General features: G+C 68.1%; 9 protein-coding genes, 1 tRNA gene and 5 pseudogenes. 8 read left to right on the top strand and 7 right to left on the bottom strand.

Features of this window, described 5'->3' with window-relative positions; all coding sequences use genetic code 11:
* Positions 1 to 107: 107 nt before the first annotated feature.
* The 3 genes from ESD82_RS19275 to ESD82_RS19265 are packed head-to-tail and all read left to right on the top strand — an operon-like array spanning position 108 to position 2,733.
* The gene (locus ESD82_RS19275; RefSeq protein ID WP_231493214.1) at positions 108 to 1,316 is read left to right on the top strand and encodes an isochorismate synthase; all 1,209 of its coding nucleotides are present in this window, start codon (positions 108 to 110) and stop codon (positions 1,314 to 1,316) included.
* On the top strand, positions 1,316 to 1,972 hold the full coding sequence (locus ESD82_RS19270) for an isochorismatase family protein (RefSeq protein WP_147427594.1): 657 nt from the start codon (positions 1,316 to 1,318) through the stop codon (positions 1,970 to 1,972). Before ESD82_RS19275 ends, ESD82_RS19270 begins: the two co-directional genes overlap by 1 nt.
* Positions 1,963 to 2,733: a 2,3-dihydro-2,3-dihydroxybenzoate dehydrogenase gene (locus ESD82_RS19265; protein WP_024844234.1), complete on the top strand. Its 771-nt coding sequence runs from the start codon at positions 1,963 to 1,965 to the stop codon at positions 2,731 to 2,733. The genes ESD82_RS19270 and ESD82_RS19265 overlap by 10 nt, the downstream gene beginning before the upstream one ends.
* A gap of 38 nt (positions 2,734 to 2,771) precedes the next feature.
* Here the strand turns inward: ESD82_RS19265 and ESD82_RS19260 are convergent, their stop codons facing one another.
* Both ESD82_RS19260 and ESD82_RS19255 read right to left on the bottom strand, forming a co-directional pair.
* The gene (locus ESD82_RS19260; protein WP_024844233.1) at positions 2,772 to 3,017 is read right to left on the bottom strand and encodes a phosphopantetheine-binding protein; all 246 of its coding nucleotides are present in this window, start codon (positions 3,015 to 3,017) and stop codon (positions 2,772 to 2,774) included.
* Between the two features lie 8 nt (positions 3,018 to 3,025).
* On the bottom strand, positions 3,026 to 4,645 hold the full coding sequence (locus ESD82_RS19255) for a (2,3-dihydroxybenzoyl)adenylate synthase (protein ID WP_147427595.1): 1,620 nt from the start codon (positions 4,643 to 4,645) through the stop codon (positions 3,026 to 3,028).
* A 186-nt stretch (positions 4,646 to 4,831) separates the two neighbouring features.
* Between ESD82_RS19255 and ESD82_RS19250 the strand changes: the two genes are divergently transcribed.
* Together ESD82_RS19250 and ESD82_RS22525 are read left to right on the top strand one after the other, a co-directional pair.
* Positions 4,832 to 6,181, top strand: a complete 1,350-nt coding sequence (locus ESD82_RS19250; protein WP_147427596.1) for a condensation domain-containing protein — start codon at positions 4,832 to 4,834, stop codon at positions 6,179 to 6,181.
* Between the two features lie 42 nt (positions 6,182 to 6,223).
* Positions 6,224 to 6,508 (top strand): annotated as a pseudogene (locus ESD82_RS22525) (GNAT family N-acetyltransferase); the annotation flags it as partial.
* Between the two features lie 165 nt (positions 6,509 to 6,673).
* Here ESD82_RS22525 and ESD82_RS19240 read toward each other — a convergent pair.
* Positions 6,674 to 7,108, bottom strand: a complete 435-nt coding sequence (locus tag ESD82_RS19240; protein WP_024844230.1) for a hypothetical protein — start codon at positions 7,106 to 7,108, stop codon at positions 6,674 to 6,676.
* Positions 7,101 to 7,721, bottom strand: a complete 621-nt coding sequence (locus tag ESD82_RS19235) for a DUF5671 domain-containing protein (protein ID WP_024844229.1) — start codon at positions 7,719 to 7,721, stop codon at positions 7,101 to 7,103. Before ESD82_RS19235 ends, ESD82_RS19240 begins: the two co-directional genes overlap by 8 nt.
* 210 nt (positions 7,722 to 7,931) lie before the next feature.
* On the opposite strand from ESD82_RS19235, the gene ESD82_RS19230 reads away from it, so the two are divergent.
* Positions 7,932 to 8,006: transfer RNA gene (locus tag ESD82_RS19230), tRNA-Gly, on the top strand.
* A gap of 285 nt (positions 8,007 to 8,291) precedes the next feature.
* Positions 8,292 to 9,554 (top strand): class I SAM-dependent methyltransferase, encoded by a 1,263-nt coding sequence (locus ESD82_RS19225; RefSeq protein WP_147427597.1) that lies wholly within the window; start codon positions 8,292 to 8,294, stop codon positions 9,552 to 9,554.
* Positions 9,555 to 10,001: 447 nt separating this feature from the next.
* On the opposite strand, the pseudogene ESD82_RS19220 reads toward ESD82_RS19225, so the two are convergent.
* Both ESD82_RS19220 and ESD82_RS22715 read right to left on the bottom strand, forming a co-directional pair.
* A pseudogene (locus tag ESD82_RS19220) lies at positions 10,002 to 10,762 on the bottom strand (IS5 family transposase).
* Between the two features lie 390 nt (positions 10,763 to 11,152).
* A pseudogene (locus ESD82_RS22715) lies at positions 11,153 to 11,299 on the bottom strand (IS256 family transposase); the annotation flags it as partial.
* Between ESD82_RS22715 and ESD82_RS21890 the strand changes: the two are divergent.
* Positions 11,298 to 11,507: pseudogene (locus ESD82_RS21890) on the top strand (IS5/IS1182 family transposase); the annotation flags it as partial. The pseudogenes ESD82_RS22715 and ESD82_RS21890 overlap by 2 nt on opposite strands.
* A gap of 299 nt (positions 11,508 to 11,806) precedes the next feature.
* Here ESD82_RS21890 and ESD82_RS22710 read toward each other — a convergent pair.
* Positions 11,807 to 11,923 (bottom strand): annotated as a pseudogene (locus ESD82_RS22710) (IS5/IS1182 family transposase); the annotation flags it as partial.
* Between the last annotated feature and the right edge of the window lie 281 nt (positions 11,924 to 12,204).

Genomic DNA, 12,204 nt, shown 5'->3' with positions numbered 1-12,204 from the left:
GCCCCGGATATGATCGCAGCATCATCCATGTCTGCACGGCCCGCGCCAGTTCCAATGCCGTGGGCCGCCGCCGGGATCGGGGACGAAATTCCTTTGAAACGAGATGCATGATGAACATCCGCCTGTCCGAGGCGCCGCGCAAGACGGCGTCGCCTGTGCCTGATCCGGTTCTTTTCGGTTTCGACGGCCCTTCGGGGCGTATCCAGGGGCGCGGTCCCGCGCGGCGGATCGCCGCCGGGAATGCCGCGACGCTTGAGGCGCGGGTGGCTGCGGCCCTGGCCGGGGTCGCGCCGGACGCGGTGATCGGCGGCGCCTTGCCCTTCGACCGCGAGGCGGGGGATTGCCTGTGGCATTGCCGGCGCAGCGAGGCGTCCGCGCCCGGCGGCGCCGCGCTGCAGGGCCTGCCGCTGCCGGGCTGGCGCCTGACGGCCGAGCCCGCCGCGCGGGACTATGCCGGCGCCGTCGCCCGCGCGCTCGGCATCATGGCCGAGGAGGCCGGCAGCCGCGATGCGCTGGAAAAGATCGTGCTGGCGCGCACGCTGCTGGTCGAATCTGCCGCGCCGATCCCGGTCGAGGCGCTGATGGCGCGGCTGCATGCAGACCGCAGCGTGACCGCCTTTCGCGTGGCGTTGCCCGCCGGGCCCGAGCATCCGCAGGGCCGCGCGCTTTGTGGCGCCACCCCCGAGCTGCTGGTCGAGAAGCGCGGCCGGACCATCGCCTCGCATCCGCTGGCGGGCTCGGCGCGCCGGCTGGCCGACCCGGTGGCCGACCACGCCGCGGCCGCGGCCTTGTCCGGCTCGGCCAAGGACCACCGCGAACATGCGCTGGTGGTCGAAGCGATCCTGGACACGCTGGCCCCCTGGTGCCGCGAGCTGGGCTGCCCCCAGGGCACCTGCGTCACCTCGACCCGCAGCATGTGGCACCTGGGCACCCGGATCGAGGGCAGGCTGAAGGATGCGGACACGCCCTCGGTGGTGCTGGCCTCGGCGCTGCATCCGACGCCGGCGGTCTGCGGCGTGCCGATGGGGCGGGCGGCGGGCTTCATCAAGGCCCTTGAACCCGTGGCGCGGGATTTCTATGCCGGCGCGGTCGGCTGGTGCGACGCAAGCGGCGACGGCGCCTGGTATGTCGCCATCCGCTGCGCCGAGATCAGCGGCCGGCAGGCTCGGCTTTACGCCGGGGCGGGGATCGTTCCCGGCTCGGACCCGATGGCCGAGGCTGCCGAGACCGGCGCCAAGTTCGGCGCGCTTCTGGCCGCGCTTGGCCTGCCGCAGGACGCGGCACTGCAAGGCGTGGCCTGCAACGGAGATACCTGATGGCCCTGCCCGGCATTGCCCCCTATGCACCCCCGACCGAGGCCGAGCTGCCCAAGGCGCGCGGGCCCTGGCAGCCCGAACGCGACCGGCTGGCGCTGCTGGTCCATGACATGCAGCGCTATTTCTGCCGCCCCTATCCCGAGGGCGCGCCGCTGGCGCCGGTGGTCGGCAATATCGCGCGGCTGATCCATGCGGCGCGGGCGGCGGGCGTGCCGGTCTTCTATACCGCGCAGAAGGGCGACCAGTTCCGCCCGGATCGCGGGCTTCAGGCCGATCTCTGGGGGCCGGGCATGAGCGCCGTCCCCGAGCATGAGGAGATCCTGCCCGAACTGGCCCCGGCGGCAGGCGACATCGTGCTGGTCAAGCATCGCTACAGCGCCTTCCAGCGTTCCAACCTGGAACATCTGATGCGGGCGCGCGGCCGCGACCAGCTGATGATCTGCGGCGTCTATGCCCATATCGGCTGTCTCGCCACCGCCGTCGAGGCGTTCCAGCGCGACATCGAGGCCTTTGCCGTGGCCGATGCCCAGGCCGATTTTTCGCGCGAGAAGCAGGACATGGCCATGGGCTGGATCGCCGCCACCTGCGGCGTGGCCCTGTCCACCCGGCAGGCGCTGGCCGCACTGGAAGCGCAAGAGGTGAAGTCATGCGCCTGACCGGATTTCAGGGCCGGACCGCCATCGTCACCGGCGCGGCCGGCGGCATCGGCCGGGCCGTGGTCGCCGCGCTGCTGGACGCCGGCGCGAAGGTCGTCGCCAGCGATACCGAGTCGGCGCTGGCCGCGAACCCGGTCGCGGGGGCCGAGAACCGGGCGCTGGACGTGCGCGATGGCGATGCCGTCGAGGCGCTGGTGGCCGAGGTCGAGGCGGCGCATGGCCCGCTGGGGCTAGGCGTCCATGCGGCCGGCGTGCTGGCCATCGGGCCGCTGCTGGACCTTGCGCCCGAGGAATGGGAGCGGGTGATCGGCGTCAATGCCCGGGGCACCTTCAACATCACCCGCGCCTTCGGCCGCGCCATGGTGCGCAACGGCGGCGGCGCCATTGTCGCGGTCAGCTCGAACGCGGCGGGGATTCCGCGCCTGAACATGGGCGCCTATGCCGCGTCCAAGGCGGCGGCGACCATGCTGGTCCGCTGCCTGGGGCTGGAACTGGCGGCGCAGGGCGTGCGCTGCAACATCGTCGCGCCGGGCTCGACCCTGACGCCGATGCAGACCGGCATGTGGACTGAGGACGGCGGCGCCGGCGAGCGCGCGGTGATCGAGGGCAGCCTGGACGCCTATCGCACCGGCATCCCGCTGAAGAAGCTGGCGACGCCCGAGGACATCGCCGGCGCGGTGATGTTCATGCTGTCGGATCAGGCGGGCCATGTCACCATGGCCGACCTGTATGTCGATGGCGGCGCGACGCTGCGCGCCTGACCCGCTTCACGGCCGGCCCGTCACGGCCGGCCCGTCGTTCACAGCCGCGACGAAATCAGCGCCCACCAATTGTCCAGCGACGGCTCGCGGGCCAGTTCCTCGAAGCTGGCCTCGATGCCCATCTGCTTCAGTTCGGACGAAAAGGTCATCACCGCGATCGAATCGAGCCCGTAAAGGACGAGGTTCTCGCCCGGCTCGATCTCGCAATCGTCCTCGATCATCGCGGCTACGCGGGCGGCCAGCCATTCGGGGCTGAGATCGGTCTTTTCGGCACTATCCATCATTCGTCCTTTCAGGCGGTTTCGGCCACGAGGCTGTCGCGCAGGCGGCGCTTGTCGATCTTGCCCACCGCGGTCAGCGGCAATTCGGGCAGAAAGCGGAAACGGTCGGGCAGCTTGTATTCGGCCACGCCCAGCTCCAGCAGGTGCCGGCGCAGCGCCGGCGGGGAAAGCTTGCCCGCCCCCTCGCGCAGCACCAGGAAGGCGCAGCTTTTCTCGCCCAGATGCGCATCGGGCGCGGCGACCAGCGCGGCATGGGTGATGTCGGGATGGCGGACCAGCAGGTTCTCGATCTCCTCGGCGGCGATCTTCTCGCCGCCGCGGTTGATCTGGTCCTTGATGCGGCCGACGACGCGCAGGTTGCCGCCCTGTCGCACCACCACGTCGCCCGAGTAATAGAACCCTTCGGCATCGAAGGCCTTCGCATTGTGGTCCGGGCTGCGGTAATAGCCGCGGAAGGTATAGGGGCCGCGGGTGGCCAGCGCGCCCGGCGTGCCGTCGGGGACCGGGTTGCCGTCCTCGTCCAGGACGCGGACCTCGTCGTCGGGGCTGATCGGGCGGCCCTGGGTGGTAAAGATCACCTCCTCGGGATCGTCCAGCCGGGTATAGTTCACCAGCCCCTCGGCCATGCCGAAGACCTGTTGCAACCGGCAGCCCAGCAGCTCGGGGACGCGCCGCGCCATCGCCTCGGCAAAGCTGGCGCCGCCGACCAGCATCAGCTCCAGGCTGTCCAGCATGGCGCGGCGGGCGGGATCCTCCTCGACCGCGCGCAGCCACAGCGCCACGGCGGGCGGCACCAGCGGCGCCATGGTGATGCGCTCGCGCGCGACGATGTCGAAACAGGTCAGCGGCTCGGGGCTGGGGGCCATGACCACGGTGCCGCCGGCATGGAACACCCCCAGCGTGCCCGGCGAGCTCATGGTGAAGTTGTGCCCGGCCGGCAGGGCGCAAAGAAAGCGCGTGGCCGGGGTCACGCCGCAGATCTGGACGCTGGCGCGGATGCTGTAGTCGTAATCGTTATGGGTGCGCGGGATCAGCTTGGGCGTGCCGGTGCTGCCGCCCGACAGCTGAAAGAAGGCGACCTGGTCGGCCGGGGTCGGCCCCGCGCCCTCGGGCAGGTCGCCGTCAGGGGTCAGCCAATGCGTCAGGCTGCGCTCGGGCTCGTCCTCGCCCAGAAGCAGCAGATGCGCGACGCCGCCGGCCCGCAGTTCCTGGGCAAAACCGTCGTCGCGGAACAGTTCGTGGTCGCGCGCGGCGATGACCACCCGCGGCGCGATCTGGCGGACATATTCGGTCAACTCCAGCCGGCGATGGCTGAAAAGCGCATTCACCGGCGCCACCCCGATCCGCAGAAGCGCGAAGAAGGCGACGAAGAACTCGGCCACGTTCGGCAGTTGCACCAGCGCGGTATCGCCATGGCCCAGCCCCTGCCGTGCCAGGCGCGCTGCCAGGTTGCGCGACAGCCGGTCCAGCTCGGCATAGCTGAAGCGGCGCGAACCGCAGACCAGCGCCTCGGCCTCGGGGTTGGCGGCCAGCTGTGCGTCCAGGATATGCGTCAGCGGCTGGTCGATCCAGTAACCGGCCTCGCGATAGCGTCGGGCGAGGTCTTGCGGCCAAGGGCTGAATTCAATCATGCGGATACCTGCTTTTACGGCAATGAGCCGCCGAAGGCGCCTGCGGCGCCTTGACGGAAGGCAATTGTTGAGTATTTTTATCCCGCTTTCTCTCTTGAAGCAAGCCAGCCGCATCCATCTCGGATGCAACCACGCCAGCCCTCTCTCGTTCAGACCGCCAGACCCTGCGACGGGGACAAGGATTTCATGACGCATCATCACGCCGAGGGGCTTTGGCTGCCCCTGACGCTGGCCCAGCTGGATTTCTGGGAAGAGTTCCGGCTCCATCCCGGCGAGGCGGTCTCGACCGTCGCCCATGCCATCGAATTGCGCGGGGTCGCGGATCCCGAGGCGCTGGCCCGCGCCATCGAGGCCACCATCGCCGAGACCGACATCATGGCCTTGCGCTTTGCCCTGGGCGCCGATGGCCGGCCGGTGCAGCGGGTCGATCCCGCGCGGCGGCCCGCGCTGCGGCGCATCGACCTGTCGGACCGCGCCGATGCGCGTGATCACGCCTTTGCGCTGATGCAGGCGGACGTGGACGCGGCGCTGGACCTGCTTGGCCAGCCCATTGCGGCGCAATGGCTGATCCGGCTGTCCGAGGGGCATTATCTGTGGTTCAACCGCGGCCATCACATCGCGCTGGACGGCTATGCCATGGGCCTGGTCGAGCGGCGCTGCGCCCAGCTTTACGCCGCCCTGGCCGAGGGCGCGGATCCCGGCCGGCCGCTGCGCCCGCTGGCCGATTATCTGAACGAAGAGACCGACTATCGCGCCAGCCCGCGCCATGCCGCCGACGGACGGCATTGGGGCGGGGTGCTGGCGGCCGAGCCACGCCCGCGCGTGCTGCGCAAGGGATCCGAGGATTATCCGGCCGAGGCGCTTTGCGCCGCGCATGACCTCTCGGCCCTGCGCCCGGCGCTGATGCGGCAGGCGCAGGCGGTGGGCATGGGCTGGCCGGACCTGCTGACCGTGCTTTGCGCGGCCTGGGCGGCGCTGCGCCTGCGCGACGGCTCGGCCTCGCGCCTGTGCGACGAGCGCGGTGGCATCGCGATGCCGGTCTGGCTGCCCTATATGAGCCGCATGGGCAGCGTCGCCGTCTCGGTCCCGGCGCTGGTGGTGAACATCCTGCCGCTGGACGCGAAGCTGCACCCGGCCGAACCGCTGGCCGAGGCGCTGGCCCGGCTGGGCGCGCGGCTGCGCAAGCTGCGCCGGCATGGCCGCTATCGCATCGAGCAGATCGCCGAGGATTACGGCATGGAGCCGCGCAGCCGCTTCTTCTTCTCGCCGCTGATCAACGTGCTGCCCTTTGACGAGGCGCGCTTCGCCGGCTGCGAGACCACGCGGCACGTGCTGTCGAACGGGCCGGGCGACGGGTTCAACATCACCATCCGCGGCGATGGCGAGGCCCGCGGGCTGGAACTGCTGGTCGAGGCCGACCCGACCCTGACCCCGGCCGGGGATTTCGCCGCGCTGGCCCGGGGGCTGCCGCTTTTCCTGGCCGGGGCGCTGGCGTCCGAGAACCTGTCGCGGCCGCTGGCGGACCTGCCGGCCTGACCGCCCCGGCGCAAACTGCGCCCAGGGGCAGGAGGGGATAGGATGGACAGCGACGACATGCTCCTTGCCGCGGCCGGCGATCTGGCGGTGGTCGAGGAACTGGTGAGCAGTGCCTATGGCCATTCCGTCGCGCGCATCGCCCGCAAGCCGGGGCCGATGCTGGATGACCATGCCGCGCGCATCGCGGCCGGCCGGACCTATCTGCTGGAACGGAACCGCGCGGTGCTGGGCCTGATCGTGTTCATCCCGCAGGCCGATGCGCTGCTGGTCGAGAACGTGGCGATCTCGCCCGCCGCGCAGGGGCTGGGGCTTGGCCGGCGGCTGATGGATTTCGCCGAGATGCGCGCCCGCGCGGCGGGCCTGCTCCGGCTGCGGCTTAATACCCATGTGGCATGGTCGAGAATCAGGCGATCTATGCCCGGCTCGGCTATGCCGAGACCCGCCGCGTCCACGAAGCCGGGCTGCACCGCATCTATCTGGAAAAGCTTTGGCCTAGTCGCGATAGGGGATCGTCGCCTCGGCGCCCGGCCGCTGCGGCCCGGTCGGGATGAAGCTGCGCGTGCTGCACCCCGCCGCGTCGCGATCCCAAGGACCGGAGCGCGGGGGCTGAGGCAGTTCGAACCCGGCGCATAGCCGGTAGCTGCGCGGCCCTGTCACCGCGTAGCGATAGGGCGCGCCGGTAAAGGGATCGGCCAGCCGCACCTGCCAGTCGCATTGCGGCGTGGTTTCCAGCGTCTCGGGCAGGCGGTCGCCGTTCTCGCGCGCCAGGCAGACCACCAGCCGGCCCAGGTTGGCCAGGTCGCTTTCGCGCTCGCGGTCGCGGCGCTCCTTGCGGGCATGGCCGGGGCCGCCGGTCAAGGCCAGCCCGGCGATGACGGCCGCCGCGGCCAGCAGCGCGATGGCGATGGTGGCCCAACCCTTAGTCATTCAGCTCGTCCCGGTAATAGGCGAAGACCAGCCCCGCGACCCCGGCGACCAGGGCCGCCTTGGCGGCGAAACGCGCGGTCAGCTCGCCGTTGAGCAGCGTGTAGATGACATAGATCCCGTCCGCCAGGAACACCAGCGCCACCACCAAAAGCGTCAGCGAGGCGAACCATTTGCGCACCAGCGACCGCCGCCGCCCGCCGTCGCCCAGGCTCATCCGCGACACCTTGCGGTTCAGCATCACGAACAGCGGCACGAAGGCGATCAGCGAGGCGATGGACCAGCGCGCCGCGCTGCCCGGCCCGTAATAGCGGCTGTCGGCCGGATCGGGAATCAGCCGGTCGATCAGTGCCATGCCCAGCTCGCAGACATGCCAGCCGATCATGCCCAGGGACAGGAACAGCAGGCCGTAGAGCAGCGCCTCCTGCGCCGAGGCATAGGGGCGCGGCCGCGGCACTGGCGGCAGGCCGGGCGCGGTTTCCCAGCCCTCCAGCGCCTCGTCGATCTCGGGCGCGGACCAGCCGGCATGGGCCAGCGCCCGGCCGATCTCGTCGCGCTCGCCGCCCTGCGCAAGCGCCCGGCGGACATAGTCGGAAAGCTGGTCGGACGGTTTCATCGGCACCCCCTGCCTGGCTGGCGTCTGGCCGGCAGGTTTCGGCAAGCCGGCGGCGCGGTCAAGCCCGCCAAGGCTGCGGCCGGGCGCAATTTTCCTCGCCGGGCCGTGTCGGCGAAAATTTTCCCGGCGGCGCGATTTTTCCCCTTGCACCCCCCGGCGCGCTCCCATAAATGACGCCTCACCGAAGGCGAAGCGCCATCGGGACGGAGCGCGGGCGTAGCTCAGGGGTAGAGCATAACCTTGCCAAGGTTAGGGTCGTGAGTTCGAATCTCATCGCCCGCTCCAAAATCTTCCTTCGGGAACAGCGAAAAGCGGCCTTCGGGCCGCTTTCGGCTTTTCCGGCTGCCGCTTTCCGATCCCAGCCGCTCTTTTCCCGCATCTAGCCACGGGTGCGGGATCAACCTGCGGCAGACCGTTCACCCTGCCTCTGGCCATTTTCGGCGAATCGGCGCTAGTATGGCAACCGGAGTTGCCCCGGCTGCCACATCCGGGACAGTCGTCAGGAACAAGCTGCCGCGTCTCGCAACCACGCCTCCCCCGAATCGCGGCCAGCCCAAGCGTGAGGTGATCATGCCGGCTCTGGAAGCTCTGATCGAACGGAAACTGCAACAGCTCTCGGTGCCGCTGGCGGTCCGCTTGCCCTCGGGGCGGCAACTGGGCCCGCCCGATGCGCGCGTGACCATCGCCTTCAAGGACATGGGCGCGCTGGCGCCGCTGGCCTCGGCCCGGCTGGGGCGGCTGGGGGACGAGATCGTCCGCGGCCGCGCCCGGATCGAGGGCTCGATGCGCGACCTGATGCGGATCGTGGCGGCGCTGGTGCCCGGCGGCGGCCAGCCGATCCAGCCCAAACCCTGGCAGCGGCTCTTGTATCATGTGAACTCGCTGCTGCGTCACAGCCGCGACCGCGATGCAAGGCAGATCCGCGCGCATTACGATGTCTCGGACGAGTTCTATGCGCTTTGGCTCGACCCGCGCCGGGTCTATTCCTGCGCCTATTTCGCCGAGCCGCAGATGACGCTGGCGCAGGCGCAAGAGGCCAAGCTGGACCTGATCTGCCGCAAGCTGGACCTGCGACCGGGCGAGCGGTTCGTCGACATCGGCGCCGGCTGGGGCGGGCTCTTGCTGCATGCCGCGCGCCATTACGGCGTCGATGCCACCGGCATCACCCTGTCGCAGAACCAGTTCGACCATGTCAGCCGGATCATCGCCGAGGAGGGCCTGGGCGAGCGGGTGCGCATCCGGCTGTGCGATTATCGCGACCTGGTGCCCGACCGGCCCTTTGACAAGCTGGCCTCGGTGGGCATGTTCGAACATGTCGGCCGCGCCCGGATGGGCACCTATTGCGACACGCTGCGCCGGCTGCTGCGGCCGGGCGGGCTGGCACTGAACCACGGCATCGCGGCCTCGGGGCTGGACGATGCGATGGTGGGCGGCGGCCTGGGCGATTTCATCGAGAAATACATCTTTCCTGGCGGCGAGCTGATCCATGTCAGCCAGGCCATCCGCAGCCTGTCGCAGGCCGGGCTGGAAATGGTCGATACCGAGAACCTGCGGCCGCATTACGCCCGCACGCTCTGGGCCTGGTCCGACGCGCTCGAGGCGCAGCTGCCCGAGGCCGAGCGGGTGCTGGCCCGCTCGATGCCGCCCGAACGTGCGGCCGAGGTGTTGCAGGCTTATCGGCTGTACCTGGCCGGCTGCGCGCTGGCCTTCGAGCAGGGCTGGGTGGCGCTTTACCAGATCCTGCTGATCCATCCCGACCCGGCGCTGGCGACGCCGGACCTGCCGGGGGCGCAATCCACCTATCCTTTCCGGCGCGATCATATCTATCGCTGATCCGGCCCGCGCGACCGGGCAGGGGTTTCCGCCGGGGCGCCGTCGGCCGCTGTCTCCGGGCGCCGGCACCTGGCGCTGCCTCGCGCGGCCAGCACTGCGGGGTTGACCTGCGCCGGGGATCTTTTTGCCATCTGCAATTCGAGCTCGCCCTAGCAGCAACTGCCTCCATATCGCCTTTCTGTTCGCCAAGAGCCCCGCGCGCTTATTCGATCTGCTGATCGCTCAGCATAACAGGTGGCCGGCCGAGCCGGCGGCCTATATTCTTGGCAGCATTCAACCCGGTCTCGGTGCGCCCATTGATTGGCGCCCTCTCGAATTCAGCCGGTGCAGCCATGGCATGAAAGACCAGCCGCCTCCTGATGAGTTGATGTCTCCCGCTCCTGCAAACGAACCGAACTGAACTGTTCGGGACTAAATGTCACATTGAACCTGCCCTTGTTCCCTAGGTCATTTTGACAAATGGCGGAGCCAGAGGCGGATCGACGTGATGTCGATGAAGCCCAGGAAGCTTTCGGCGGTCTTGTCGTAGCGGGTGGCGACGCGACGGGCATTCTTGAGCTTGTTGAAGCACCGCTCAACGAGATTGCGCAGGCGGTAGAGCCTGCGGTCAACGGCGACCCGTAGCTTCCGGGTTTTGCGCATGGGGATGACCGGCACCACGTCGCGCACCTCCATGGTCTTGCGGATGTTGTCGGAGTCGTAGCCGCGGTCTGCGAGCAGAACGCTTGGCTCGGGCAGGTTGTCAGCCATGACCAGATCGAAGCCGAGGTAGTCCGATGTCTGCCCGGCCGTGATCTCGGTTCTCATGGGCAGGCCTGCCGCATTGACCCGCAGATGGATCTTGGTCGTGAAGCCACCTCGCGAGCGGCCGAAACCTTGGCGCGGAGTCCCCCTTTTGCGCCCGCTGCCTGATGATGAGCGCGAACCACGGTGCTGTCGATCATCTGCAGCGCATCCGGCACGATCCGGCTCTCGTTCAGCGCCTCCAGGATCTGTTCCCACAGCCCCGCCAACGTCCAGCGCCGGAACTGCCGATAGACAGACGACCATTTGCCGAACTCTTCCGGCAGGTCGCGCCAGGGCGACCCCGTTCGGGCGATCCAGAAAATCCCATCCAGAACAAGCCGATGGTTCGTGGGCTTGCGGCCGTTCGGAGAACGGACAGCCAGGATGAAGCGTTCAAAGAACGCCCACTCGTCGTTCGACATCAGGTTTCGTGCCACGCTGGTCTCCATTGCAGATACCAGCTTGAATCACGATCACCGCGCCCGGTGAATCCCTTTTGTCAACACGCCCTAGTCTATTTCGCAATCGCAAACGGCACGTTTGGCGTACTGCTTCTGGTATTCTGTAAAAAGGTGCCGTCACGAAAAAATATGAATGAGTCATTCTGACATGAAATATGCGGCCAAGCGGTTGCTTTGAAATCGCATAATGGAAAATGCGAGAGATCATGTCAAAGACAACCAACCCTCTGTTCCAGCGGGATATCATTTCCGTCGGTGGAGGGTAGATTGTCAAGTTCTCAGGGGAACTCTTCAATCACGTTGACAAAGGCAGGTCACTTCGTCAATTTCCCGGCTGGCCTGATGGCATGATCAGGCGGCTTTCACGATCATGCTGAGAATGGGGCCGATCTCCTCCTTGTCGATCCGAACGAAGGCTTCGGCCATCATGCAGCGGCTGGCGGTCTGCCATTTGCCGTTTCGCTCGAACAGGACGGCCCCTATCAGGCGGATGATCGAAAGAGGCATTGCGCCATGCATCCCCTCCCGCATCGGCCGGAAAGGTCCGAGCCCGCGCGACGCCAGCCTCTATCGCCTGCGCCGCCGGATCGAAAACATGTTTGCCCGTCTCAAGGACTGGCGTCGGATCGCAACCCGCCACGATCGCTGCCCCATCCTGTTTCTCTCGGCCTGCGCCCTCGCCGCGACCGTCATCTATGGGTTGTGAGGCCTGGCCGTAGTCCGGATCAGGCGAACCTCTTTGCGCCGGCAACGCATACAACAACAAACACCGTCACGACGATCATTGCCCACCTTCGTGCCTCCAGTGCCTCTGTCTCGGATGCTCTCAGCATATACCCCGAGCAAGAATTGGGGCCGAGCATTGGCACCGAGAGCATCATACCGGTTAAAAATCCGATCGAGCGTCTCAACAAAGAAGTGAAACGCCGCGCCGACGTCGTCGGCGTTCGGGCACTCCTCCGAACCGATGGCCGTCATGCCCTCACTTTTCCAGGAGCTTTCGATCAGGGCATTGCGAAACCAGCCGGCATCGTAGCCGCGGCCTGCGAGCAGCGCCCCGGCCGGCGGGATCTGCGAGAGCGGCGCCCTTGCGCCGCTGTAGTCGGAGGCCTGGCCAGCCGACAGAAGCATCCGGATCGGGCGACCCCTGGCATCGGCCAGGACGTACAGCTTCGAAGCTCAGCGCGCCTCTGATGCGCCCGATCACGCGCGCATGGCAACTGCAGCACTCTACGCAAGCAGACATATCCTACGGAAATGCTCTTCGCCGATGCGAATGTGGCGAATCCGCAACAGCGTATGATATGGCGATCCGGCAAGATGTTGGGAGCCCGGCCAAGATCGCGCTCGGTCGGATCATGAATTGCAGCGGAGTCCAGATTTTCGGCACCGCGATTCTCTGC

Origin of the sequence: Paracoccus pantotrophus, from assembly GCF_008824185.1 — a bacterium.
Lineage (GTDB): Bacteria > Pseudomonadota > Alphaproteobacteria > Rhodobacterales > Rhodobacteraceae > Paracoccus > Paracoccus pantotrophus.
Note: the sequence above shows the minus strand (reverse complement) of the source record. Positions and strands in the feature narration are given on the sequence as shown.